17 protein-coding genes are annotated in these 25174 nt (G+C 71.9%); 12 read left to right on the plus strand and 5 right to left on the minus strand.

Annotated features, from left to right (window positions below):
* Positions 1 to 81 precede the first annotated feature (81 nt).
* Positions 82 to 1302 carry a helix-hairpin-helix domain-containing protein gene (locus tag ACFUJY_RS27945; protein WP_383304748.1) on the plus strand — a complete coding sequence of 407 codons (1221 nt, stop codon included), beginning with the start codon at positions 82 to 84 and terminating at the stop codon, positions 1300 to 1302.
* Here the strand turns inward: ACFUJY_RS27945 and ACFUJY_RS27950 are convergent.
* On the minus strand, positions 1251 to 4403 hold the full coding sequence (locus tag ACFUJY_RS27950) for an Eco57I restriction-modification methylase domain-containing protein (RefSeq protein ID WP_383304750.1): 3153 nt from the start codon (positions 4401 to 4403) through the stop codon (positions 1251 to 1253). The two genes, ACFUJY_RS27945 and ACFUJY_RS27950, sit on opposite strands and share 52 nt — an antisense overlap.
* Positions 4404 to 4654: 251 nt before the next feature.
* Here ACFUJY_RS27950 and ACFUJY_RS27955 point away from each other — a divergent pair, with 251 nt between their 5' ends.
* The 5 genes from ACFUJY_RS27955 (at position 4655) to ACFUJY_RS27975 (ending at position 10301) form a co-directional block, all read left to right on the plus strand.
* Complete coding sequence (locus ACFUJY_RS27955) at positions 4655 to 6337, plus strand: AAA family ATPase (RefSeq protein WP_383304752.1); 1683 nt, start codon at positions 4655 to 4657, stop codon at positions 6335 to 6337.
* Positions 6338 to 6358: 21 nt separating this feature from the next.
* On the plus strand, positions 6359 to 7087 hold the full coding sequence (locus ACFUJY_RS27960; RefSeq protein ID WP_383304753.1) for a response regulator transcription factor: 729 nt from the start codon (positions 6359 to 6361) through the stop codon (positions 7085 to 7087).
* The gene (locus tag ACFUJY_RS27965; protein ID WP_383304755.1) at positions 7071 to 9131 is read left to right on the plus strand and encodes a sensor histidine kinase; all 2061 of its coding nucleotides are present in this window, start codon (positions 7071 to 7073) and stop codon (positions 9129 to 9131) included. The genes ACFUJY_RS27960 and ACFUJY_RS27965 overlap by 17 nt, the downstream gene beginning before the upstream one ends.
* A gap of 103 nt (positions 9132 to 9234) precedes the next feature.
* Positions 9235 to 9615 (plus strand): sortase-dependent protein, encoded by a 381-nt coding sequence (locus ACFUJY_RS27970; protein WP_383304920.1) that lies wholly within the window; start codon positions 9235 to 9237, stop codon positions 9613 to 9615.
* An 89-nt stretch (positions 9616 to 9704) separates the two neighbouring features.
* Positions 9705 to 10301 carry a class F sortase gene (locus tag ACFUJY_RS27975; RefSeq protein WP_383304757.1) on the plus strand — a complete coding sequence of 199 codons (597 nt, stop codon included), beginning with the start codon at positions 9705 to 9707 and terminating at the stop codon, positions 10299 to 10301.
* A 16-nt stretch (positions 10302 to 10317) separates the two neighbouring features.
* Here ACFUJY_RS27975 and ACFUJY_RS27980 read toward each other — a convergent pair whose 3' ends face one another.
* Both ACFUJY_RS27980 and ACFUJY_RS27985 read right to left on the minus strand, forming a co-directional pair.
* Positions 10318 to 10908, minus strand: a complete 591-nt coding sequence (locus tag ACFUJY_RS27980; RefSeq protein WP_383304759.1) for a hypothetical protein — start codon at positions 10906 to 10908, stop codon at positions 10318 to 10320.
* Positions 10909 to 10962: 54 nt separating this feature from the next.
* Entirely contained in the window at positions 10963 to 12189 is a 1227-nt protein-coding gene (locus tag ACFUJY_RS27985; protein WP_383304761.1) for a DNA sulfur modification protein DndB, read from the minus strand.
* A 163-nt stretch (positions 12190 to 12352) separates the two neighbouring features.
* Here ACFUJY_RS27985 and ACFUJY_RS27990 point away from each other — a divergent pair, with 163 nt between their 5' ends.
* The 4 genes from ACFUJY_RS27990 to ACFUJY_RS28005 all read left to right on the plus strand — a co-directional run bounded on the left by ACFUJY_RS27990 (position 12353) and on the right by ACFUJY_RS28005 (position 21138).
* The gene (locus tag ACFUJY_RS27990) at positions 12353 to 14524 is read left to right on the plus strand and encodes an N-6 DNA methylase (RefSeq protein ID WP_383304763.1); all 2172 of its coding nucleotides are present in this window, start codon (positions 12353 to 12355) and stop codon (positions 14522 to 14524) included.
* A gap of 85 nt (positions 14525 to 14609) precedes the next feature.
* On the plus strand, positions 14610 to 16727 hold the full coding sequence (locus ACFUJY_RS27995; RefSeq protein WP_383304765.1) for an N-6 DNA methylase: 2118 nt from the start codon (positions 14610 to 14612) through the stop codon (positions 16725 to 16727).
* Positions 16724 to 17962 (plus strand): restriction endonuclease subunit S, encoded by a 1239-nt coding sequence (locus ACFUJY_RS28000; RefSeq protein ID WP_383304767.1) that lies wholly within the window; start codon positions 16724 to 16726, stop codon positions 17960 to 17962. The genes ACFUJY_RS27995 and ACFUJY_RS28000 overlap by 4 nt, the downstream gene beginning before the upstream one ends.
* Complete coding sequence (locus tag ACFUJY_RS28005) at positions 17959 to 21138, plus strand: type I restriction endonuclease subunit R (protein ID WP_383304769.1); 3180 nt, start codon at positions 17959 to 17961, stop codon at positions 21136 to 21138. Before ACFUJY_RS28000 ends, ACFUJY_RS28005 begins: the two co-directional genes overlap by 4 nt.
* A gap of 79 nt (positions 21139 to 21217) precedes the next feature.
* Here ACFUJY_RS28005 and ACFUJY_RS28010 read toward each other — a convergent pair whose 3' ends face one another.
* Entirely contained in the window at positions 21218 to 21418 is a 201-nt protein-coding gene (locus ACFUJY_RS28010; protein WP_383304771.1) for a DUF397 domain-containing protein, read from the minus strand.
* Complete coding sequence (locus tag ACFUJY_RS28015; RefSeq protein WP_383304922.1) at positions 21415 to 22293, minus strand: helix-turn-helix domain-containing protein; 879 nt, start codon at positions 22291 to 22293, stop codon at positions 21415 to 21417. Before ACFUJY_RS28015 ends, ACFUJY_RS28010 begins: the two co-directional genes overlap by 4 nt.
* Positions 22294 to 22821: 528 nt before the next feature.
* Between ACFUJY_RS28015 and ACFUJY_RS28020 the strand changes: the two genes are divergently transcribed.
* Together ACFUJY_RS28020 and ACFUJY_RS28025 are read left to right on the plus strand one after the other, a co-directional pair.
* Positions 22822 to 23340, plus strand: coding sequence for an ATP-binding protein (locus ACFUJY_RS28020; RefSeq protein ID WP_383304773.1), 519 nt, complete (start codon positions 22822 to 22824; stop codon positions 23338 to 23340).
* Positions 23341 to 23513: 173 nt separating this feature from the next.
* On the plus strand, positions 23514 to 25106 hold the full coding sequence (locus ACFUJY_RS28025; RefSeq protein WP_383304775.1) for a serine/threonine-protein kinase: 1593 nt from the start codon (positions 23514 to 23516) through the stop codon (positions 25104 to 25106).
* Positions 25107 to 25174: the final 68 nt, after the last annotated feature.

Genomic DNA, 25174 nt, shown 5'->3' on the forward strand with positions numbered 1-25174 from the left:
CCCCGCCTGACGGGACCGGCCCGGCCCCCGCGAGGCTGTACCGCGCAGCCGGCACGCCGACACAGGATGCGAGGGACGCCCGTGGGACACAGACCCTTGTTCCGGTGGGTACTGGCGCTCGGCCTGCTGCTCGTCACGGGCTCGGCGCTCGCGTACGCGGCTGCGCCGGAGATGCCGGAGGTCCGTCAGGTCGGTCTGACCGTGCTCACCGAGAAGCCCGACGGGGCGTGCACCGTGCGCTGGACGGACCCCTACGACCACCGTGAACGCGAGGACACGTCCTCCTGCGATCCCGACCGTGATCCGGTCCTGAAGCCGCCGCACTTCGACCCCGAGACCGGATACGGCTACGACTCCGGCTGGGTCGTCGCGGAGGGTTCCGAGAAGGGGGAGCTCTACGTCCTGGGCCAGGACGACGACGTGTACGACGCGCGCATCGCGCTCTCCGACCGGCTGATCCTGTTCGGGCTGCCGCTGCTGACGGTGGGCGTCGTCGGCGGGAACGTCCGCGCGGCGGTCCGGCTGAGCGGCGTCCGTCCGGGCCTCGTGGACCGCGCCTGGCGGCTGGCCGGCGCGGCGGCCGCGGTGGAGGAGGACCGCACGCGGGCCGTCGAGGCGGTGCGCGAGGCGTGGGCGCCGTTGCGGGAGGAGCGGGTGCGCGAGGAACTGGGCCGGATGCCGGTGGCCCGGCTGCGCGACGACGAGCGGCGCCGGTTCCGGACGAAGGAGTGGGAGAGGGCGGGCGTGCACACCGTGCGCGACGTGCTCGACGCGGGCGTGTGGGAGCTGGGCGGACTGCCGGGCGTCGGACGGCGTACGGCCGAGCAGGCGGTCGCCGCCGCCCGGCGTACGGCCGGTGCGGTCGGCGCGGACGTCGTGGTCCGCCTCTCCGCCGACCGCCCCGACCCCCGGGCGACCGCCCTGGTCACCGCCCTGTACGTGCTGGTGGCGGCCGGGCCCGAGGGGCGTAAGGCGGCGGAGGCGGCCGAGGCGCTATCCGCCCGCCTGGAGCCGCTGCTGGCGGACGCCGGCCCCGCGTCGAGTCGCGGTGCCGTGCTCCGGGCGGCCCCCGGGGACCGCCGCCGGGCCCGGTCCGCCGTGGCGGGGCTGCGCCGTCAGCTGGCGGAGGCCGAGCGCGACGGCCTGGACGCCCGCTTCGGGCAGACCTCGGTCGACCTGCTGCGGGCGCCGGCCGGGGAACTGGACGCGCTGTCCGCCTGGACGGACTTCGAGCGGCGGCCCCGGGCCTACTACGACACGCTGGCGGAGGTCACGCGCGACGCCGGGCACGCCTCCGCGTGAACCCCGTCCGGCCGCAACGGCGGCGCGGAGCAACGGTGCCGGGGCCCCTCGCCCGGCGGCGGGTCGAGCGGTGAGGTGTACGTGCCGCCCGTCACGAGGCCCGCGTCGGCCATCCGGTCGTACTCGGCCAGGATGAGGTGCTTGGTGCGGTAACCGCCGTACCGGGCCACGTCCTTGCGCCGGACGATGGGGAAGGTGTCCAGGATGTACGCGGTGTCGGCACGGCCGATCCCGTACAGGTGGAAGAAGAACGCGTCGAGTTCCGCGCGGATCTGGCGGCGGCGGGCCTCGTCCCAGCGGAACGGTCCGCGTGTGTCGCCCAGGTCCGCCGCGAAGAGGCCCATGTCGTGTGCGGTGCAGGTGAGTTCCAGGACGCGCGGGACCAGGAAGTCCGTGTGGCGGTGGACGGTCTGCGGCGGCAGGACCGGGAGTTGGCGGATGTAGAAGAAGCTGAGGTTGAGTCCCGCGGCCTTCTGCCGGGTGACGTAGTCGTAGACGAAGGAGTTGAAGTGGGCCACCAGGGCGGCGCTGTCGCGTGAGCTCCTGGTGTGCAGCAGGAAGACGGAGTCCCCGATGGCCGCCGGGGGCAGGATCGCGGAGATCATGGTGCGCTGGTTGGTGGGGCTGCTGATCCGGAGGAAGGCGAGACGGCCGGGCGGGGTGCAGGGCGGTGTCTCGGCGCGGTCCACCCAGTTGCCCGGCACGGCCAGGCGGGACGCGGACGCCCAGGCGTCGGCCGTGAGGTAGGCGGGCTGGTTCTGGCGCTTGACGGCGGTGGCGCTCTTCACCACGTCGGCCGCGCGGTGGTTGTAGGCGTCGACCATCTTGGCCTCGTAGAGCGGGAGCATGACCCGGTCGCCGTTGACGTAGTGGTTTCCGGCCGCCTGCCAGCCGGTGGCCGTCAGCTCCTCGCGGGTGCGGAACCGGTGCGAGTCGTTGGCCATGTGGAACATCGTGCCGAAGGCGACGCCCCACGGATTGCCGTCCGGGGCGCCCTCCTCGATCAGGACGGGCAGGCGCGCGTAGACGCCGAGGGTGATCTCGGCGTCGCGGCGGGTCCGGAAGACCGGGCAGGTGCCCGTATTGGGGTTGAGGAGCCTGATCTCCTCGGGCGTCAACGCGAACGCCCGGCCCGGGTCGCCGAGCTCGGCCGGGTCGCGGAGGAAGAAGGCGAACCTGGCGGCGGGTTCGCGCAGGGCCCGGCCGGTCAGGGACAGGATGCTGAACTTGAACGAGCGGTGGACGTCGGGAAAGACGGGCGCGGCGTTCTCGAAGTCGTACAGGGCGGCGAGCGCGCCCGTGTCGACCAGGTCCTTGAAGTAGAAGCGGGTCGTCGCGTCCGTGGCGATGCCCGTCGGCACGATCATGCCCATCCGGCCGCGCGGGCCGGTCAGCGCACGGCCCGCCTCGGCGAAGACGGCGTACGTGTTGATGTCACCGCGCCCGGTGAGCGGGTACCGTCCGCCGTCGCGCAGGAAGTGGCTCGTCCCCTCCGCCGTGCGCTTGGCCGCCTCGAACGCGGAGTGCAGCGCGGCGCGGTCCGGGTCCCCCTTGAGCGCGGCGATCAGGCGCTTGCGGGCGGCGGCCGTCTTCGCCGCGGCGATCTCCGCGCCGTGCTGGGCGAAGAACTCCTGCTCCTGGAGCTTGATGCGCTCCCACGGCGGATTGCCGAGGACGCAGTCGAAGCCCCCGCCGCCGTCCGCGCCGAAGACCTCGGGGAACTCCAGGTGCCAGTGGAAGAACCGGTAGCGGTCCCGCAGCCGTGCGATCTCCTCGCGGGTGGCCCGGGGCGCGTCCGGCAGCGCGCGGAGGACCGCGTCGGTCACCGCCGGCGGGGCGTCGGCCGTCCGGCGCCACAGGAACGCCGCGCACCAGGCGTCGGCGGTATCGCGCCCCGGTGCGACGGCCCGGCCGCGGGCGGCCTTCCGCTCGGCCCGGTTCCGTTTCCGCAGGGCCCGGGTATGCGCGCGGTCGTCGCCCGCGAGCGGGGTGAACGCCGCGTCCGGGACGCCGCGCCTCAGCAGGTCCGGCACCGCGCCGATCAGGGCGTTGCCGTGCTTGACGCGGGCGTCGAGGAAGGTGAGCGGCCGGCCGGGCTCCGGGGCCTCCAGCCACAGCGCCATTCTGGCCAGTTCGACGGCCATCGGGTCCAGGTCCACGCCGTGCACGCAGTGGGCGACGACCTCCCGGAGCGCGTCGCGGAACGACTCCGCCGTGCGTCCGCGCACGGACTCGACGCGCCGGGCGATGCGGCGGGCCGCCGCCACCAGGAAGTGGCCGGAGCCGCAGGCCGGGTCGCAGACGGTGAGGGCGAGCAGTTCGCGGGCGGCGGCCTCGCCCGGGTCGGCGGCGCCCGATGCCTCGCCGCGTGCGACGGCGGCGTCGAGGACCGGGTCGAGTGCGGCGTCGAGCAGGCACTCCACCAGCGCGGCAGGGGTGTAGTAGGAGCCGGACGTCTTACGGGCGTTGCCGGGGAGCCCGACCAGCGCGAAGTCGAGGTCCGCCGCGTCGATCCGGGGGACGTACTGGAGGAGCGCTTCGTGGGCGGAGCCCAGTTCCTCCGCTGCCAGGCGGCCGAAGTCGACCGGTCGGGCGCTCCGGGTACCCGGGTCCGGGGCCTCGGACAGGTGGCGTACCGCGGTGAGCAGGTCCTCGTCGGACAGGGCCAGGCCGTGCAGCGGGGCGTCGGCCTCCGTGGCGGTGAAGATGCCGCCGAGCCCGGGCAGGCCGAGGCCGGGGTCCCCGGCCGGGTCGCCGAGGGCGTCGAGGACGGTGCGCAGCGCCGCGTACGCGTCCCCGTGCGCCACGGCGCCGCGCGCGTGGGCGCGCAGGCGGGCCGTGGAGAAGTGCGTCGCGTACCGCGCCCCGGCCCGGGCGGTCGCCGCCGGCGACAGCAGGACCCCGCGGTCCTCGGTGACGAAGAGGAACAGGAGCCGGAAGACGAGGCGCAGCAGGGCGTGGTGCAGGGCGGAGGCGTCGGGGTGGGCGCGCAGGGCCGTGTTGGCGGGGTGGCGCAGGAAGCCGGTGCCGAGGGTGGTGAGCGCGGCGCGCACCCCCGCGCGGAGCCGGTCCGGGGTCCGGCTGCTGGGCGGGGCGGGCATCAGGCGGACTTCCCGGCGGTGACGGTGGGGAGCGGAGACGGCGTCCGAAATCGTATCCGAGGCGGCCGGCGTGCGGGGGCCGCTCGCCCGGTGTTGGCTATTCTGACGACCGTTGCGGATGTGATCACGGGCGGCCGGGGGGCCACGGGCGCGGACGGTGCGCCGGGCGAGGGGAGATGCACGTGCAGGGTGCCGCGAGCCGGGGGTCGGCGAGGAAGGCCGAACAGGCGTGGAACCAAGGGATGATCCTCATGCGGCAGGGGGACGGCGCGGGGGCCGCCGCGCAGTTCGCGCTCGCCACGCGGCACGACCCGTCGGCCGCCGACGCCTGGCTGGGCCTGCATGTGACCGGCACCGACCAGAAGGCGGCGATGGACGGGCTGCTGCGCTCCTCGGCGCAGTTCGGGGCGTTGCGGTCGAAGTACCGGCTGCCGTTCCGGTCCACCTTCCAGATCGGTCACTACGTGACGTTCCGGCTGGAGAACTCCCGCGACCTGTGGCTGGCGGCCATGTCGGCGTTCCTGGACGACCGGCGGCTCGACGAGGCGTGGAAGGGGCTCTCCACGGCGCTGCTGGACTGCGACGAGACGCGGTTCGTCTGCACCCGGTACGCGTTCCTGAAGGAGGACTGGCCGCTCGTCCTGAGGTTCGCGCCCGGGATCGGTGACGCGTTCCTGCGCGACGAGGCGCAGTTGTACGTGGGCTGCGCGCTGTTCGCCCAGGGGGTCTGCCACGAATCGCTGAACGTGCTGTCCGCGCTGCCGGGCAAGCTGGACCGGGGCAGCAGGTTCGACGCCGAGGTGAAGTACTTCATGGGGCGGTCGCTGGAGGCGCTGGGCCGCGAGGAGGAGGCGCTGAAGCGGTACCAGTACGCGTTCCGGTGCGCGCCCGACCTGCTCGACGTGGAGTCGCGCGCCCAGGCCCGCCCGGTGAGCAGGCCCGCCCCCGCGCCGCCCGCCCCGGCACCGGCCGCCCCGGTCGCGGCCACGGCGGGTGCCGGTCCGTCCGGGACCGGTTCCCCCGGCGGGGGCGACGGCGGGCTGTCGGCCGAGGACCGGGCCCGGGTGCTCGACGAGGCGCAGCGGGCTCTCGACGCCATGATCGGGTTGCAGCCGGTGAAGCGCCAGGTGCTGACGCTGCTCGCGCAGTTGCGGATGTCCGCGCTGCGCGAGGAGCAGGGCCTGCCCGGCGGGGCCCGTCCCCGGCACTTCGTCTTCGCGGGGCCGCCCGGCACCGGCAAGACGACCGTGGCCCGGATCATCGGCCAGGTCTTCGCCGGGCTCGGGCTGCTGAGTTCGGGGCATGTGGTGGAGGCCCAGCGCGCCGACCTGGTCGGACAGCACCTGGGGTCGACGGCGCTCAAGACGAACAAGGTCATCGACTCGGCCCTGAACGGGGTGCTGTTCATCGACGAGGCGTACTCGCTCAACCTCACCGGGCTCCACGGCGGCGACGCCTTCGGCAAGGAGGCGATGCAGGCCCTGCTGAAGCGGGCCGAGGACGACCGGGACCGGCTCGTCGTCGTGCTCGCCGGCTACCGGGACGAGATGTCGGAGCTGCTCGCCACCAACCCCGGACTGGTCTCCCGGTTCAACACCCGCGTCGACTTCCCCTCGTACTCCGCCGAGGAACTGGTCCTGATCGCCCGGTCGGTGCTGGCGTCCCAGGGCGACGAACCGGACGCGGGCGCGCTCGACGTCCTGAACTCGCTGTGCACGGCGATCGTGGACGGCGGCAAGGCCGACCTGGTGGGCAACGCGCGGTTCGCCCGGGAGCTGTGCGCGAAGGCGTCCGCGCAGCGCGATCTGCGGCTGTACTCCGCGCACGCCGGCTCCACGCCGACCCGGGAGGAGATGGTCACCGTCCTCGCCTGGGACATCGTCGCCGCGCACGACGAGCTGATGGAGGCGCACCGGGGCGCGGAGGAGGCGTAGCCCCTGTCTACGATCGATCGCGTGTGCGCACATGTGATCGTTGCCGAAGACGACGAGAATCAGGCCGAACTCCTCCGCCGCTATCTCGAACGGGAGGGCCATCGGGTGACCGTCGCGCCCGACGGCCTCGCGGCTCTCGACGCGGTCCGGCACCGGGAACCCGATCTGCTGGTCCTCGACGTGATGATGCCCCGGGCCGACGGCCTCGACGTCGTACGGGTGCTGCGCGCGGAGCACCGGGAGCTGCCGGTGCTGATGCTCACCGCCCGCACCACGGAGGACGATCTGCTGCTCGGGCTCGATCTGGGCGCCGACGACTACATGACCAAGCCGTACAGCCCGCGGGAGCTGATGGCCCGGGTGCGTACGCTGCTGCGCCGGAGCCGGCGGGGTGCGGGCGGCGAACCGGAGGATGCCGGGGTGCTGCGAGTGGGGGCGCTGGTCATCGACCCGGTCCGGCACGTGGTGTCGGTGGAGGGGCGGGCCGTGGAGTGCACCCCCGGCGAGTTCCGTATCCTCTCCGCGCTCGCCGCCGAGCCGGACCGGGTGTTCTCCCGGCAGCAGCTGCTGGGCGAACTGCACGGCTTCGACCGCTACATCAGCGACCGGACCGTCGATGTGCATGTGATGAACCTGCGCAAGAAGATCGAACCGGCCCCGCGCCGGCCCGTCCGGCTGCTCACCGTCTTCGGTGTCGGCTACAAGCTGACGGACCCGGCGAAGGCGGCGGCCCGTGCGGCGACTTCGTAGCGCGGGGCGTCCGGGAGCGGGCGCGACACGGCGCCGCGTCCCGCTGCGCAAGAGCCTGTTCGCCCGGCTGCTGGCCGTCTCCGCCCTGGTCGCGGCCTGTTCGGTGGCGGCGACCGCCTGGCTCGCCGTGCAGACGACCTCGGGCGCGATCCGCCAGGAGCAGGGCCAGAACCTGGCCGCCGACGCCCGAATCTACCACCGGCTGCTCGGTTACGCGGCGGCTCATCCGACCTGGGACGGCGTCGGGGCCACGGTGCGCGAGCTGGCCGAGCAGTCCGGGCGGCGCATCGCGCTGACGACCCAGGGCCGCGCCCCGCTGGCGGACTCGGCAACCCCCGGCGCGGCGGCGCTCCCGGCGCAGGCGTCGGCGGTGGTCGATCCGCTGTCCGTGGACACCGCGTTGTCGGCGGGCGCCGGGGTGACGGGCACCACGACGGACCGGGTCGACCCGCGCGCGGTGGGGCCGTTCCGGCTGCCCGCGGCGGAGCGGACCCGGCTGCGGAAGACCGCCGAGCGGGGCGTTGCCTGCCTGGGCGACTTCGGGATCGCCGCCGATGTGGTGGCCGGTGCGAGCGGCCGCCCGCTGATCCAGGTGGTGGGCGGCAACGACCCCGACCGCATCCGAGGCACACGGTGCGCCGTGGACGCGCTGGACACCCCGACGGCCACGGAGCGGAAGGCGTTGAAGGCGCTCAACCAGCTGGCCGACGCCTGTCTGGAGCGCCAGGGCCGCGACGGCGTCCACCTCACGCTGGGCCTGTCCTGGGGGCAGGCGGCCGAGCCCGTTCCGGCGGAGGCGGTACCGGTACCCGCGGCCCCGATGGCCACGATGCCGCCGACCGTCATGCCCAGCGCGGTGCCGACCGAGGCCCCCCGCGCGGAGCGGAGCGCCGTGCCCAGCGCGGTGCCGGGCCCGGGCGACGAGCAGGCGGCCGCCACCGGCGAGAACGACCGGGCCGTCGCCTCCTGCGTGGGCACGGCCCGCCGCGAACAGCTGAGTTCGTACGTGGCCTCGCCCGCCCTGCTGTTCATCGGCGACCCGGGCGGCGCGACCGTGCCCGGCTTCGACCTCTCACCGGCGAACACGGCGCGGATCGCGGGCGCGGCGGCCCTGGTGCTGGCCCTGACCGTGGGCGCGTCGGTGCTCGTCGGCGCCCGTCTCGTACGCCCGCTGCGGGCGCTGACCGGGGCCGCCCAGCGGATGCGGGACGGGGAGGCCACCGCGCCGGTGGTGGTCGCCGCGGACAACGAGATCGGGCGGCTCGCCGCCACGTTCAACGACATGTCCGCCCACCGCGCCCGTCTGGAGGCGCAGCGCAAGGCCATGGTCAGCGACGTGGCCCACGAACTGCGCACCCCGCTCAGCAACATCCGGGGCTGGCTGGAGGCGGCGCAGGACGGGGTGGCGGACCCGGACCCGGAGTTCATCGCCTTCCTGCACACCGAGGCGGTCCAGCTCCAGCACATCATCGACGACCTCCAGGACCTGGCCCAGGCGGACGCGGGTGCGCTGCGGCTGCACCCCGAACCGGTGGACGTGGCGGAGTTGCTGGGGCAGGTCGCCGCCGCGCACCAGGCCCGGGCCGACGCGGCGGGCGTCGCGCTGGGCGTCCGGCCGCCGGAGCGCCCGCTGCCGCCGCTGACGGCCGACCCGGTCCGGCTGCGGCAGGCGGTGGGCAACCTGGTGTCGAACGCGGTGCGTCACACCCCCGAGGGCGGGGAGGTCACGCTGCGGGCGTACGGCTCCGAGGACGGGGACGCGGTGCTCGTGGACGTCGCGGACACCGGCAGCGGCATCCCGGCCGACGACCTGGTCCGCGTCTTCGACCGGTTCTGGCGCGGCGAGAAGTCCCGGTCCAGGCGCACCGGGGGCAGCGGTCTCGGCCTGGCGATCGTGCGGAAGCTGGCGGAGGCGCACGGCGGTACGGCCACGGCGGTGAGCAGCCCCGGCGAGGGCTCGGTGTTCACGCTCCGCTTTCCGACCGGGAAGCCCTCGCCCTCCGGCGCCGTCCCCGACCCTGATGCGATGAACACAACGATCTGACAGCTTCCTCACAACGTGGCGCGAGCCTGTCCGCATGCCTCGCGCCGCGGTGCGCATCCGCACCGCGGCCGCCCCTGAGGCCATCCGGAACGGAGCCCTGCCCATGCCCCTGCGCACCACCCTGCGTACCGCCCTCCTGGCCGCCGTCGCGGCCGGCGCGGTCTGCGTACCGGCCACCGCGGCCTTCGCCGACTCCTCGGCCAAGCCGTCGGCCGAGCCGACCCGTCCCCCGGCGGAGCAGTCCGCCGAGCCGACCGTGGCGCCGTCGGCCGAACCGACCGTCGTGCCGTCGGACGGAGCGACGGAGCCGCCCACCGCGGTGCCCTCCGAGGCGCCGCGCGGCGGCGTCGCGGCCGGTGAGCGGCCCGCCGACTCCCCGGCCGGCGGCACGACCGCCCTCGCGGGCTCCGCGGCCGCCGCGCTGCTGCTGGGCGGCGTCGGCACGGTCGTCGTCCGCCGCCGCACCGCACGCCGCGACAGCTGACCCGTCCGCAGCCGATGAACCGCAGTGGCGCCGCCTTCTCGTCCCGGGCGGCGCCACTGCCGTACGTACGACACCTGGAGCCCCGTCCCATGCGCCGCACCACCCTCCCCGTCGCCGCCGCCCTGACCCTCGCCGCGCTCGCGGCGCTGACCGGCTGCTCCGGCGACCCCGCCCCGCAGCCCTCGAAGGCCGCCACGTCGGCGGCGGCCCGCAAGGCCCCCGCCCCCACGGCCACCGCCACGGCCCGGCCGCCCGCCCACGTCTCGATCCCGTCCCTGGGCGTGGACAGCGACATCATGCGGCTCGGCCTCAACCCGGACCGCACGGTCGAGGTGCCGCCGGCCGACCAGGGCATGATGACCGGCTGGTACACCGGGAGCGCCGTGCCCGGCGAGCCCGGCGCGGCGGTCCTGATCGGCCACAACGACACCCGATACGGCCGGGCCGTCTTCCACGACCTGAGGAAGATCGCCAAGGGTGCGGAGATCGTGGTCCGGGACGCCCGGGGCAAGGACGTCCGCTTCGAGGTGACCGCCCGCGAGACGGTACGCAAGAACGCCTTCCCGACGGCCCGCGTCTACGGCCGCACCACGGAACGGGCCCTGCGCCTGATCACCTGCGACGGCGCGTTCGACGCCGCCGGACACCCGGTGGACAACCTGATCGTGTACGCGAAGCGGAAGTGACGGGCCTGGTCGTCTTTCAGCCGGTCAGCTTCCACTCCGCGCACCGGTTCGTCTTGAAGTACTCGCCCTTGTTGAGCGTCACCCGGCCGGGGCCGGTGAGGTTGTTGTTGGCGATGATGGAATCGAACTCTCCGCTCGCGTCCTTGGCCCGCTGCCAGTAGCAGCCGAACGAGCCGTCCGCCCCGGCCGTCTTGTACGTCCCGGCGGCGATGTCCTCGCCGACCAGGTACTCGCCGTCACCGCTAAAGCTCGTGGCCGGCCCGGGGGCCTTGGTCTTCTTCGGCGGCTTGGGCTTGGCCGTCACCGTCTTGGTGACGGTCGGCGCGGGACGGGCCTTCGCCGCGCCGGTCACGGTCACGGTCGGTCCCGGATGCGCCGCGCCGTCCGCCTTCGCGTCGGTCTTCCCGGGATCCGATCCGCCGCTCGCGCCGATGCCGAGCCCGAGGAGCAACGCCACGAAGGCGGCCGCCCCGTGGGTCAGCCACGCCTTGGCGGGTGAGGGTCTACGGGAAGTCGGGCCAGGCGGAACAGCTGTGCCGTACCAGCCGCCGGGCTGCGGGTCGGAAGCCCAGCGCGGGCCGTGGCTCTGCTGGTCGGGTGTGTTCATGGCGTACTCCGGTTGCTGGTGGGTCGTTGGGAAGGGAGCGGAGAAGCGAAGGGGTCACTGCCCCCGGATACGACGCCCCGCCTCGGTGCCCGGGTAGAGCAGCGCGTCCGCGACGCGGCCTCCGGAGTCCTTCACCCCGCCGCTGAAGTTGAGGCGCCCGGAAGCCCCGGCCTTCGCAGCCACGCCGTCCCAGTAGCGCGCCTCGCGCTCCCAGCGGATACCGCTGAGAAGCCGGTCCAGCGCGTCGCCGCTCATCGCGTGCGCGGGGTCGGCCCACGGGGCGGTGTGGTGTACGGCAATGCCGAGGCCGGCCAGTACGGCGGGTGCGGTGAGTGCGCTGCGGGAGAGCAGATGGGCCGTATGCCCGACGATCAGGCGGGCCAGCACCGGCACCACGTACTGCTCCACCTGCTCGGCGGTCGTCCCCGTGGGCAGTTCTTCCTCGTGCACGGTCTCGGCCGACCGGGAAAGACCGCCCTTGCCGTAAACCGCCGTGATGACCAGAGCCCGGAGCGCGGACAAGGTGACCACCTCGGGATCGGTCTTGCCGACCTGCCGCTTGGTCGCGTTGACGAACTTGGTGAAGGGGACGAGCCGGCCGTCGATGTCCACCTTCACCGCCTCCGCGACGCGGTGGGCGAGGCGGGTGGCGAAGTCGCGCTGGTCCATGGACATCGCCAGGTTCTTGGCGACGGCCACACCCTGCACATTGCGGTCGTAGAAGATCTGACGGGCATCGGCGACACTCAGGTCCACGTACAACTCGAACGGCACGCGCACCTGGGCGAGTTCGCCGTACGTCAGCCCATAGCGCTCGGGGTCGTCGTAGAGCTCGTGCCACGCCGTCGTCTGCGTCTCGCCGTCAATGGCGACGACTGAGGTGCCCGGTGCGATGGTCAGGGTGCGCAGTCCGGTACCGGGGAGCAGTTCGTCGCTGAGCGCGGCGAGCGGACCGGCGTGCCAGAAGGTCACCGGCGGTGTGGACCAGCCGGAGCCGAGTTCCCCCTTGACCCCGTCGGCGATGTACTCCGCGTAGGAGCCGACGTTCTTCCCCTTCTGCGTCGACTTCAGCGCCCGCTGCACGAGCGCCCGCAGTTCGGCGTGGCGCCGCACAGCGCCCGAGGCCGCCTTCAGTGTCTTGGTGTCCTCTTCGCGACGGGGTGACGGGACGAGTTGGACGAGCGTGGCGACGGACATGGTCCCGATCACCGCGTCCGGCCGGAACGGCATGACGGTGAGCTGGGTCCCCTCGATGACTGCGGTCGGCATGGTGATGGTCATGGCGATGCTTCCCCCATGGGATACGGAACGCCTACCGAGCACTTTCACCCGGAAGCAAACCCAGAGAAGCAGAACAGTGAAAGCGCTGTCAATCACTCCCATCGATTTGACGACTGGTGTAGCTTGTGTGCTGTTCACTACCGAGAGGCCCAGGACTCCCGCCATGCCACAGCCATCCGCTCAGGTGACCGCCGCCGAGATCTCACGCATCGCAGGAGTCACACGCGCCACGGTCAGCAACTGGCGCCGCAGGCACGACGACTTCCCGGCCCCCTCGGGGGGCACCGACTCCAGCCCGCTGTACGACCTCGTCGACGTACGCTCCTGGCTCGGCGCCCGTGGCTACACGGAAACGGCCGACCCGGCGGAGGAACTGCGTACCGCGCTGCGTCTCCACCAGCAGGGCGGCGGCTTGACCAGTAGCCTGCTCCCGCTGGTTCTGGCCGCGGCCCAGTGCACTCCCGAGGAGCGCACCGCACTCGCCGACCTGTCCGACCCGAGCCTGATCGTGCGCGCGGAGGGGGCGTCGGCCGATGTCGCCGACCTCGTGCCCGGCGCGGAGGCCGTGCGATTCGCCGGCGAGGACATCGGTGCGCTCCGGGCGCTACTGCGCTGCGTGCAGGACGACGGCACCGGCGAAGCGGCGCTGGCAGTACTGGCGGAACGCGAGCTGGAGGACAGTGCGATCGGGGGTACGTACCGAACGCCGGCTCCCCTCGCGGACCTCATGGCCCGACTCGTCCCGGGTTCGTGCGAGCGGGTGCTCGACCCAGCGTGCGGAAGCGGATCGCTGCTCGCTGCGGCGGCACGGCTCGGTGCGGGATCGCTGTACGGCCAGGACGCCGTTACGGTGCAGGCGCAGCGCAGCGCGGTAAGCCTGCTGCTGGCCGCGCCCAACGCGGATGTCGAGGTGCGGGTCGGCGACAGCCTCCGCGCCGACGCCTTCGCGGACCTCACCGTCGACGCCGTCCTGTGCAACCCGCCTTACGGTGACCGCGACTGGGGCCATGACGAGCTGGCGTACGACTCCCGCTGGGCGTACGGAGTCCCGCCGCGCGCCGAGTCCGAACTGGCCTGGGCCCAGCACGCGCTGGCCCATCTCGTGCCGGGGGGCCACGCCGTGATGCTTCTTCCTCCCGCGACCGCGTCCCGCGCTTCGGGCCGTCGCGTACGAATGGATCTCGTACGCAGCGGAGCCGTACGCGCGGTCGTCGCGCTGCCGCCGGGCGCGGCGACGCCCCTCCATGTGGGGCTCCAGATCTGGGTGCTGCAACGCCCGGATCCGGCGGGCCCCGAGCGGAAGACCGTCCTGTTCGTCGACACGGCGGAGGCGGGGAGCGCGGGTGACCGCACCTCGGCGGCCTCGGCGACCGCGACCGGGACACGCGGCTCCTCCCGGCCCGCCCCGGACTGGGCCACGCTGTCGGAGACCGCGCTGACCCGGTGGGCGGCGTTCGCGGAGGACCCGGACGTGTTCGCGGACGTGCCGGGGACGGCGCGCGCGGTCCCGGTGGTCGACCTCCTGGACGACGTCGTCGACCTCACGCCGGCCCGCCATGTCCGCGCCTCCCGTACGGACATCGCCCCGGCGGAGCTGGCCCGGGAGACGGAGGAGGTACGCCGCCGCCTCGTCTCCGGCGCCTCCGCACTCGGCAGGGCGGCGCGTTACACCGGCTGGAGCGCGGCCGGCCCGGCCCCTCGCGAGTGGCGCACGGCCACCGCGGCGGACCTGGCACGCGGCGGCGCGCTCACGTTGCTGCGTACGGCCCCGGAGGGGCGGGACGCCACGGGCGAGGCTCCCTCGGGCACGCGGCCGGTGCTCACCGGCCAGGACATCGCCCGGGGCACGGCCCCGTCCGGCAGGCCGCGCAGCCTCCTGACAGGCTCGCCACCGGTGATCGCGACCGGTGATGTCCTCGTCCGGGCAGTCGCGGGGGGCGACGGTGCGATGGCCCGCGTGGCGGACGAGACGGACGCGGGGGCGCTGCTCGGTCCTCAGGTCCACTTGTTCCGCCCGGACCCGGCCAGGCTCGACGCGTGGTTCCTGGCCGGATTCCTGGGCTCGGCGGAGAACATTGCCGCCGCCTCGACCGGCAGCACCATCGTGCACGTCAGCCCGGGCCGGCTCCGGGTGCCACTGCTGCCGCTGGAGGAGCAGCGACGGTACGGCGATGCGTTCCGCCGCGTGCACACGCTGCGCGCGGGGGCGGCCCGCGCCATGGACCTGGCCGACGAGACGGCCCGGTTGCTGGCGGGCGGCCTCACGGGCGGCGGCCTGGTCCCGTCGGCGCCTTCGACCGGGAACGACAGGACATCGGGCGCCGGATCGGCCTGAACCAGCACCACGCCCGTCACGCAACCACCACACTTGCCCGTACCCGCTCCGGCAGAGCGGGATCGACAGGGAACCGGGGAACGACTTGAACAGCAGCAAGCACACGGAGCTGGCGAACCACGCCTGGTCCGTCGCCGACCTCCTGCGCGGTGACTACAAGCAGTCCGACTACGGAAAGGTGATCCTTCCGTTCACGGTGCTGCGCCGCCTGGAGTGCGTACTGGAGCCGACGCGGGACAAGGTCGCCGAAACGGTCGTCCGGTGCAAGGAGCAGGAGCTCGACCCGGACTACTTCCTGCCGCGTGCCGCGGGCCACTCGTTCTACAACACGAGCAGCCTGACACTGAAGTCGATCGCCGGTGACCCGGGGAACGCGGCCGCCAACCTTCAGGCGTACGTGGGCGCCTTCTCGCCGAACGCCCGGGAGGTGCTGGAGAAGTACGACTTCGCCCAGCAGATCCGCAAGCTCGACAGCGCGAACCTGCTCTACCAGGTCATCGGCAGGTTCACGGACCTGGACCTGCGCCCGGAGACCGTGCCCAACCACAACATGGGCTACATCTTCGAGGAGCTGATCCGCCGCTTCTCCGAGCAGTCCAACGAGACCGCGGGCGAGCACTTCACCCCGCGCGAAGTCATCAGGCTGATGGTCAACCTGCTGATCGCCCCCGACGGTGACGCGCTCACCATGCCGGGCGCCGTGCGCACGGTGATGGACCCGGCCTGCGGCACCGGCGGGATGCTCAGCGCGGCCGAGGACCACATCAAGTCGTACAACCCCGACGCGACGGTGGAGGTCTACGGCCAGGAGCTCAACCCGGAGTCCTGGGCGATCTGCCGGTCCGACCTGATGATCAAGGACCAGGACCCGGAGAACATCGCCTACGGCAACTCCTTCTCGAACGACGGCCACAAGCGGGAGAAGTTCGACTACCTGCTGGCCAACCCGCCGTTCGGCGTGGACTGGAAGAAGGTCAAGGACGACGTCGAGTACGAGCACGCGAACCTCGGCGACTCCGGCCGCTTCGGCGCGGGCCTCCCCCGCATCAACGACGGCTCGCTCCTCTTCCTCCAGCACATGATCTCGAAGATGAAGCCCGTGGACGTGAAGGGCAAGGGCGGTTCACGCATCGCCATCGTCTTCAACGGCTCCCCGCTGTTCACGGGCGCGGCCGGCTCCGGCGAGTCGGAGATCCGCCGCTGGATCCTGGAGAACGACTGGCTGGAGGCGATCGTCGCTCTTCCGGACCAGCTCTTCTACAACACCGGCATCTCCACGTACTTCTGGATTCTGACCAATCGCAAGGACGCCCAGCACAAGGGCAAGGTCGTGCTGCTGGACGCGCGCGACCAGTGGACGAAGATGCGGAAGTCGCTCGGCGACAAGCGCAAGGAACTGAGCGACGGGACGAACGGCAGGCCGAACCACATCGGCGACATCACCCGCCTGTACGGGGAGGCGGTGGCCGCGGCCGCCAATCCGGAGCACGCGATGCACGCCAAGGTGAAGGTCTTCGACAACACGGCGTTCGGCTACCAGCGGATCACGGTGGAACGCCCGCTGAAGCTGCGGTTCGAGCTGACGGAGGAGACCCTGGCCGCGCTGCTCGCGTCGAAGCCGGTGCAGAAGTGGGCGGAGGAGCGCTTCCTGCCGCGTGAGCCGGAGCTGGCCGCGAAGGCGAAGGCCCGGCGGAAGCTGACGGACGAGGAGGAGGCGCGGTTCCGGAAGCTGGCCGATGCGGAGGTGTCGGTGCTCGGCGACGCGTTGAGCCCGCTGCTGGGCTCGGAGTGGGCGACCAAGTCGGAGGCGCAGGTGGCGGTGCGCGACGCGATGGCGGCGGCCGGCGTACCGGGACCGACGGGGGCGCCGTTCACGAAGGCGCTGCGGGATGCGGTGGGGGTCCGCGATGCGGAGGGCGAGGTGCAGCTCCTCAAGGGCGGCGCGACGGAGCCGGATACGGAGCTGCGGGACTACGAGAACGTGCCGCTGGGCGAGGACGTGGAGGAGTACCTGAAGCGGGAGGTGCACCCGCACGTCCCGGACGCGTGGATCGACCATGCGAAGACGAAGGTGGGGTACGAGATCCCGTTCACGCGCCACTTCTACGTGTACGAGCCGCCGAGGCCGTTGGCGGAGATCGACGCGGAGCTGAAGGCGCTTGAGGCGGAGATCCAGGCGCTGTTGGGCGAGGTGACGGAATGAGCGACGTCCGCCTGCGCCACCTGGCCCGGATCAATCCGCTCACGCCTGCCTTCGACCGCCTGGCGGACAACGACGAACTGACGTTCGTCCCCATGGAGGCCGTGTGGCCGGATAGCCGTCTGGATCTGACCCGGCGTCGCACGAAATCCGCCGTCGCGACCGGGTACACCCGGTTCCAGGACGGTGATGTGCTGGTCCCGAAAATTACGCCGACCTTCGAGGCCAGCCGCTCGGTCCTCATCCAGGGGCTGCTGGGCGGGGTGGGCGCGGGGACAACCGAGCTGCATGTCGTACGCCCCGGACCGGACATCGACCCGCAGTTCCTGCTCTACACCGTGAACACGCACACGTTCTTGAGGCTCGGGGCCTCGGAGATGTACGGCGTGGCCGGCCAGCAGCGCGTGCCGGACAGCTTCCTGCGCGATCTTCGCGTACGGCTGCCGTCGTTGCCGGAGCAGCGCTGCATCGCCGACTTTCTCAACGCCGAGACCGCCCACATCGACCGCCTGGCCGCCGCGCAGCGTCGCCTCGCGGCGAAGCTGCGGGAACGAGAGGCCCTGGCGGTCGAACACCATCTGTCCCAGGCGTCCTCGCACCAGGTCCGGCTGAAGAACGTGCTGCTGGCCCCTCCGTCGTACGGGGCGAACGAGTCGGCGGAGCACGACCGGCGCGACTGGCCGCGCTACATTCGAACCACGGACATCGCCGAGGACGGCAGCCTCCGTGAGTCGACCTTTGCATCGCTTCCGCCGGAGGCAGCCCGTAAGTACATGATGGACGACGGAGACCTCCTGTTCGTACGCAGCGGAGCAACCGTCGGAAAGAGCTTCGTCTACGAGGCGCGGTTCGGACCGGCCGCCCACGCCGGCTACCTGATCCGGGCCCGGGTGGATAGCTCTCTCATGCACTCACGCCTCATCTGGTACTTCTGCCAGACCCGGAACTATTGGCAGCAAGTCAGTGAGGGGACCCTCCAGGCGACGATCCAGAACGTCAACGCTGAGAAGTACGGCAACCTCCTGATCCCCATGATCAGCCGAGACCGGCAGGTCCCTACCCTCACGGCACTCGACCGCATAGTGACGAAGTCGCGCACACTGCGGCGGGACGCAGGCCGGATGCTGGACCTCCTGGCCGAACGCCGCCAGGCCCTCATCACCGCCGCAGTAACCGGCCAGTTCGACGTCTCCACCGCCAGCGGCCGCAACGTAACGGACGGAGTGCCGACGACATGAGCCCCATACACAGCGAGTCCGCCTTCGGGGACGCCATCGTCGCGGCCATGACCGAGCGCGGCTGGCGCGAAGCGCGGCCCGAGGACTACCAGGCCGACCTCGGCCTGGACACCAACGAGCTGTACACCTTCCTCGGCGAGAGCCAGCCCCGCGAGTGGGACGAACTCCTCGCCGTCTACGGCAACGACCCCAACGCCGCCCAGCGCGGCTTCGCCCAGCGCCTGGACAAGGCCATCAGCGAGGACGGTCTCCTCAACGTCCTCCGCAACGGCGTCAAGGACCGGGGCGTCCGTCTCCGCGTGGCCTATTTCAAGCCGAACCTCGTCGCCGACGACTCCGTTCTCGATGGCTACCGCGCCAACCGTCTCACCGTCGTACGCGAACTCGTCTACGCGACCAAGCAGGCCGACTGGGGCAACAAGCTCGACCTGACGCTTTTCCTGAACGGCATCCCCGTCGCCACCGCCGAGCTGAAGAACCCGCTCACCCGGCAGGGCGTCGAGCACGCCAAGGAGCAGTACCGCACCGACCGGGACCCCACCGAGCTGATCTTCACCCGGCGGGTCATCGCGAACTTCGCCGTGGACCCGGACCTCGTCTTCGTCGCCACCCAGCTCCGGGGCAAGAACACCCGCTTCCTGCCCTTCAACACCGGCTCCAACGGCGCCGGCCTGCCCGGTGGCGCCGGAAACCCGGCCCCGACCGCGTACGGCACCTACGCCACCTCCTACCTGTGGGAGCAGGTCTGGGCGCGGGACAACTGGCTGGACCTGCTCCAGCGTTACGTGCACCAGCAGAAGACGAAGACCCCCGGCGGCGGGACCACCAAGTCGACGATCTTCCCGCGCTTCCACCAGTGGGACGTCGTCAAGAAGCTGACCGCCCACGCCGCGACCTTCGGGGTGGGCCACAACTACCTCGTGATGGCGTCGGCCGGTTCCGGCAAGTCGAACACCATCGGCTGGCTCGCCCACCGGCTCAGCGACCTGCACGCCGACACCGATCCCCGCACGATCGACCCGGAAGCACTCGCAGCCGGCCGGATCAAGCCCGGCACCCCCGTGTTCGACAAGGTCATCGTGATCACGGACCGGCGCAACCTCGACGCCCAACTCCGCGAAACGGTCGGCAGCTTCTCGCAGACCGAGGGCCTGGTCGTGAAGGTCGACGAGAGGCACGGTTCGAAGAGCGAGCAGCTCGCCCGCGCGCTGTCCCGCGACACGGGCAAGATCGTGACCGTCACGCTGCACTCGTTCCCGGCGCTGCTGGACTACATCCAGCGCAACCCGACCGAGATCAGCGGCACCAGCTTCGCGATCATCGTGGACGAGGCGCACTCCTCCCAGTCCGGCGACGCCGCCACCGCCGTGCGGGCCGCGCTCCGTGACCTCGGCCTGGACTCCGATTCGGACGACCAGGGCGCGACGGCCGTCACGCTCAACGAGAAGCTGAAGAAGAAGGCCGCGGAGCGCTCGCAGGCGGCGAACCTCTCCTACTTCGCCTTCACCGCCACCCCGAAGGCCAAGACGCTCGAACTCTTCGGCACAGCGGACACCGTGGACGGGAAGGCGGCCTACCGTCCCTTCCACACGTACTCCATGCGCCAGGCCATCGAGGAAGGGTTCATCCTCGACCCGCTGCGGAACTACGTCACGTACAACACGTACTGGAGGCTGGTGAACGAGAACCCGGACGAGCGCGAGGTGGACCCCTCCAAGGCCAACACCCTGCTCGCCCGGTACGCACTCACCCACGAGTACACCGTCTCCCAGCACGCCCAGGTGATCGTCGAGCACTTCCTGGCGCACTCCCGGGGCCGGCTCGGCGGACGGGCGAAGTCCATGGTGGTCACGGCCGGGCGCCAGTCCGCCGTGGAAATGGCACGGGCGATCAAGAGCTACATCGCGGACCGGGAGTACGACACCAAGTACCCGGACCTGGGTGTGCTGGTGGCGTTCTCGGGCCCCCTCACGATCGATGGCCACGAGACCAGCGAGACGAAGGAGAACGGCGGCATCACGGAGAGCGCACTGCCGAAGGCGTTCGCGTACACGCGCGCAGACGACAAGGCGGTCGGCGCGGGCGGCCGCGGGCATCAGGAGTACAAGATCCTGGTAGTCGCGGAGAAGTACCAGACGGGCTTCGACCAGCCGCTGCTGACGACCATGTACGTCAACAAGAAGCTGACCGGTATCTCGGCCGTCCAGACGCTCTCCCGCCTCAACCGCACCGCCGACCGCAAGACACAGGCAGACCTGGCGGTGCTGGACTTCGCGAACGACGCCGAGGACATCCAGGACGCGTTCCGTCCGTACTTCGAGGAGGCCAACACCCTCCCCTCCGACCCCAACCTGCTCTACACCGCGCAGAGCCGGGTCATGTCGGCGCCGATCATCTCCGAGTCGGAGATGGACGAGTTCGCCACCGCGTACTTCGCGGCGAAGGAGAAGGCGGCCGGTTCGCAGGCCAAGTGGGAGAAGCTGCACGCCGAGTTGTACCGGCTCCTCTCCCCCGCCGTCGCCCGCTTCACTCCCCTCCTGGAGAGCGAGGAGGACGACGACGTGGAGACGGCCGAGAACTTCCGCGCGAACCTCAACGACTACGTGCGGAAGTACGGGTTCCTCGCGCAGATCGTCCCGTACCGCGACCCGGAGTTGGAGCGCCTGCACCTCTACGGCCGCTACCTCCTCAACCGGCTCCCCCGCCGGGCGGACGGCGGCGTCGACATAGGCGAGATCGACCTCAGTCACCTGCGGGTGGAGAAGACCGGCGAGTACGACGTGTCGCTCTCGCCCGAGGGTCCGGCCGAACTCCCCGGCTTCGGCGAGGGAGCGGGCGGTGCGGCGGAGGCGGAGAAGTCCCTGCTGTCGGAACTGATCGAGGCGTTCAACGCCAAGTTCGGTACGGAGTTCACCGAGGACGACGTCCGTAAGCCGTTCAAGAAGACGACCGAGGACCCGAAGGTCCGGGCCGCCGCCGTCGTCAACGACGAGGCGAACTTCGGCAAGGTCTTCGACCGCGCCTTCGCCGACAACATGGCCGATCACATCGAGACGACCGCCGGCATAGGGCGTCAGTACTTCGGTCCCGACAAGAGCTTCCGCTCCAGCCTGGACCGCAGCGCCCGCCGGGCGGCGTGGCGGATGATCCGCCGCGATGAGGGTGTGGACGAGTAGGGCCGGCCCCATACCGGAAGGGCCCCGTCGCACACCGAACAGCCCGCGACGGGGCCCTTTTTCCTGCCGTAGGCACGTCTCAGCCCGCGACGAGCCCCACGAAGCCCAGCCACGCGCTGGTCCCGACGGTCAACACGGGACCGCCGGTCAGCTTCGAGTCGCGGATGTGCACACGGGTGGACGCGGCAGCGATCTCCAGGCACTGCCCGCCCTCGGCGCCGCTGTAGCTGCTCTTGAACCAAGCCAGCTCCAGCGCGGCTTGAGCGTCGGTGGTGTTCATAGATCTCCCAGCAACTTCTCGATGAATCTCAGCGTCTCTCGCGGAGTGAGAGCCTGGCTCCGGATGATCCCATAGCGCGCAGCGGCCAATCGTGTCTCGTCCCGATCGGTTAGCAAGTTGCTGCGCCCTTGGACTTCCATGTAGACGAACTGCTCTCCGCCTTGCTTAGTGATCACGGTGAACGGCCCGTCCACTCCTGCGTTGTCTTCGCGGTCGAGCGGCATCAGCTGCAACTCCACGTTGCGCATGGCACCGAAGAGAAGAAGCTGCTCAAGTTGTCCGCGCATCACAGCCTTGCCGCCGAGCTGCTTGCGCAGTGCGCCTTCCTCCATCACGAAGCTCAGAAGGGGGGCCGGCCAACGGCTGAAGATTTCCTGCCTCGCAAGACGCGCACTCACCCGCAGTTCGATCGTCTCCTGATCGAGGAGCGGCCGGCGCATCGCAAGCACAGCACGCATGTACTCCTCGGTCTGCACCAAACCATTGACGATGTGCGTGTCGTACGCGCACAGCTCAACGGCCTCCGCCTCCAATCGCGCCATGTCCCGGAAGAACGCCGGATACTGCGCCCGTGCCAACTCGTCCTTCAGCGCCAGCAACAGTCCGCCCGCGTCCAGCAGCCGGTCCGCCTTGTCCACGAACTCCGGTTGCGGGATGCGCCGCCCCTGCTCGAACGAGGCGATGGACTGTGCCGCGTACCCCACAAGCCTCCCGAACTCCGGCCGGTCCAGGCCCGCCCGGATCCGCAGCAACTTCAACTGCCGCCCGAAGGCAACGGCCACCCCGTTCTCCGGCCTGCTCTCCGACCGCTTCCCCGTCTGCGGCGCCCCACCCACCTCAGCATCCGGCTCCGTCCCCGTCTCGTCCAGCGCCATCACCACCACCGCCTGTCCCACGTCCGTACGCGCTCGCACCGCAGCGCCCGCCTTGGTCCGCCCCACCCGGGCACCGTAATCACTCGCCGATCCGCCCGTATGACGTTCGCCGTCGGTTCCCTCCAAAGGGTGTTTCCGATGTTCGTGCCGCCAGGCCGAGCGCCGACCGTGGGCTGTCGCACGCGGCCAGGACGGGGCGGTCGTGGTCTTCCCGGCACAGCCTGCCTAGACAACTCGGCGTTGCGGGCTTCGCGACCCGGTCGGCGTTCCCTGCGTGAGATGGGGCCCTCGACCGGGTCCTGTCGGCTGGATCGAACGGCACGCGTGGGCTGTCGGGTGTCAGAAGTCGCGGGCTCCCCATTCCGTCCCATTGGCCCGTCACCGCGCCCCTCAGAGCCCACCGCTTTCGGCCTCCTCGCCGTACGGCCTGCCCCCACGCGTACAAGCCGGAGGCCCACCGCGTACAACCACCTCGTGACCGCGCGTCACCCATGGTCACCATGCGCGACGGTGCAGGAGCGTGGGGTCATGACCAGCAACCCGCCCCTCCCTGTACGCACCGTCCACCCAGCCCCGCACGCCCAAGGCCGCTTCCCCTGGCACCACTTCGAGATGCGGTTCAGTTCGACGCCGCGCGGTGCCCGGCTCGCCCGGCGCCTCGCCGGGGAACGGCTCGACGCCTGGGGCCTCCCGTACGGCGGTGACGCGCACGACGCGGTGACGCTGGTCGTCGCCGAGCTGAGCGCGAACGCCGTGCGCCACGGGCACGTGCCGGGGCGGGACTTCCGGCTGCGGCTGTCCGCCGAAGGCACCGCCCTGCGCGTCGAGGTCACCGACACCCGGGGCGAGCGGTTGCCCGTCCGGCCGCCCGTCGAACCGCCGGATTCCGGACTCGGTGGAGACGGTGGCCGGGACGCAGGCGTGGCGGGAAAGGGGGGCAGGGGGCTGGTCCTGGTGGCGGCGCTGGCGGATCGCTGGGGCTGGTTCCCCTGTGCGGACGGGCCCGGGAAGACGGTCTGGGCCGTGATGGAGGTGGCTTCCGGGTAGCGCGCCGCGCGTGACCGGAAAGTGGCCCTCCGCGACGGCCGGGCTCGCTGCGGCTGGACCGGAGATCACCCTTCCGGAGAGACTGGCCCCGACGACGCCGGAGCCGGGGCCCGTCCGTACCCGCCACAGGTGTCCCGCCCCCGCACCCGCACGTACGCACACCCGGGGGCAATGTGCCGCAGCAGCAGTCGGTCGCAGGCCGGTACGACCTCATCGAACCGCTCGACAACGGCGGCATGGGCGACGTGTGGCGCGGCTACGACACCGTGCTGGACCGGCCCGTCGCGGTGAAGCGGATCAGGCCGCAGGCCGTCGCCGACTCGCCGCAGCTGGCGGAGGAGTTCGCCAAGCGGTTCCGGCGCGAGGCCCGGATCACGGCACGCATCCAGCATCCCGGTGTGCCGCAGGTGTACGACGCGGTGCTCGACGACAGCTACGAGCGGCTGTTCCTGGTGATGGAACTCGTCGACGGGGCGCCGCTGTCCACGTACATCCACCCGGAGCGGATGCTGCCCGTCGGCTGGGCGGTCGCCGTGGCGGCGCAGGTCGCCACGGTGCTGTCGCACGCACACGAGGTGCCGGTGATCCACCGCGACCTGAAGCCGGGCAACATCCTGGTCGCACGCGACGGGACGGTGAAGGTCCTCGACTTCGGGATCGCCGCGATCCTGCGCACCGACGTTACCAAGCTGACCGCGACCGGCAGTCCCATCGGCACGTACCAGTACATGGCCCCCGAGCAGGTGCGCGGCGGGCGGATCTCGCCGCAGACCGACCTGTACGCGCTGGGGTGCGTGCTGCACGAACTGCTGAGCGGGCGGGTGCTGTTCGCCGCGGACAGCGAGTACATGGTGATGTACCAGCACGTGAACGCGGCGCCCACCCCACTCCGCGTGCTGCGTCCCGAGGTGCCGGAGGGGCTGGAGGACCTCGTCCTTCAGCTGCTGCTCAAGTCTCCCGAGGCCAGGCCGGCCGATGTGCAGGAGGTGTACGAACGGCTGAGGCCGTACCTGCCGCCGCCGGGCGGGAGTCCCGAGCAGCGGGACGCCGGGCCGGAGGGTGTGCCCGATCCGACGGGAGTCTTCCGCGACCCCTACGCGCCGCGCGCGCGGGCGGCGGCCCGCCGCCCCCCGGCGACCCCGGCCGACCCGCGGGCGGGCGAGCCCGCCCCCGTGCCCGTGCCCGCGCGGTTGCGCGAGGACATCATCGAGGCCCACGAGCACGCCGACGCGCTCCTGGAGGAGGAGCGGTTCGCGCAGGCGGCGGAGGTGCTCGCCGAGGTCATCGAGCCGGCCGCGCGTGCGATGGGGGCGGAGAGCAAGGGGGTGCTGGCGCTGCGGAAGAAGCGCGCGGCGATCCAGCTGCTCGGCGGTGACTACCGGGCGGCGCTTCCCGAATTCGACGCGCTGGCCGACGCCTACGCCCGTACCGACGGGCCCACCGGCCCGTCGGCGCGCGCCTGCCGCGCCCAGGCCGCCCGTTGCCGGGCGGAACTCGGACAGGCCACCGACGCGCTGGCCGAACTTCGCACCCTCCTGGCCGTCGTACGGTCCGTCGACAGCGATCTGAGCGAGGAAGCCGTCGAGCTGCGGCGTGACATCGGGATGCTGCTGCTCGCCCAGGGGCAGGCGGCCGAGGCCGACCGGATTCTGCGACCGCTGTACGACGACCTGTGCGTGGTCTTCGGGCCCGCGGACGAGATGTCCGAGGAGGTCGCCGAGGCGCTGGCCCTGATCCGTCTGGGATTCGACGGCCCCGGAACCTGACCCGCGCCCCGCACCCGCCCCGCACCCGCGTCCGTGACACACACCCGCTCCACGCCCGGAGAGTCCGC

It is taken from the genome of Streptomyces sp. NPDC057249 (assembly GCF_042669245.1).
Classification (GTDB): Bacteria; Actinomycetota; Actinomycetes; order Streptomycetales; family Streptomycetaceae; genus Streptomyces.

Bases quoted from the DNA above. Each gene is read 5' to 3' on its own strand.
- ACFUJY_RS28005 (WP_383304769.1), top strand. From the start codon at position 17,959: ATGAGCCCCATACACAGCGAGTCCGCCTTCGGGGACGCCATCGTCGCG.
- ACFUJY_RS28015 (WP_383304922.1), bottom strand. From the start codon at position 22,293: ATGGCGCTGGACGAGACGGGGACGGAGCCGGATGCTGAGGTGGGTGGG.
- ACFUJY_RS27990 (WP_383304763.1), top strand. From the start codon at position 12,353: ATGCCACAGCCATCCGCTCAGGTGACCGCCGCCGAGATCTCACGCATC.
- ACFUJY_RS28000 (WP_383304767.1), top strand. From the start codon at position 16,724: ATGAGCGACGTCCGCCTGCGCCACCTGGCCCGGATCAATCCGCTCACG.
- ACFUJY_RS27975 (WP_383304757.1), top strand. From the start codon at position 9,705: ATGCGCCGCACCACCCTCCCCGTCGCCGCCGCCCTGACCCTCGCCGCG.
- ACFUJY_RS27980 (WP_383304759.1), bottom strand. From the start codon at position 10,908: ATGAACACACCCGACCAGCAGAGCCACGGCCCGCGCTGGGCTTCCGAC.
- ACFUJY_RS27950 (WP_383304750.1), bottom strand. From the start codon at position 4,403: ATGCCCGCCCCGCCCAGCAGCCGGACCCCGGACCGGCTCCGCGCGGGG.
- ACFUJY_RS27955 (WP_383304752.1), top strand. From the start codon at position 4,655: ATGCGGCAGGGGGACGGCGCGGGGGCCGCCGCGCAGTTCGCGCTCGCC.
- ACFUJY_RS27970 (WP_383304920.1), top strand. From the start codon at position 9,235: ATGCCCCTGCGCACCACCCTGCGTACCGCCCTCCTGGCCGCCGTCGCG.
- ACFUJY_RS28010 (WP_383304771.1), bottom strand. From the start codon at position 21,418: ATGAACACCACCGACGCTCAAGCCGCGCTGGAGCTGGCTTGGTTCAAG.
- ACFUJY_RS27985 (WP_383304761.1), bottom strand. From the start codon at position 12,189: ATGACCATCACCATGCCGACCGCAGTCATCGAGGGGACCCAGCTCACC.
- ACFUJY_RS28020 (WP_383304773.1), top strand. From the start codon at position 22,822: ATGACCAGCAACCCGCCCCTCCCTGTACGCACCGTCCACCCAGCCCCG.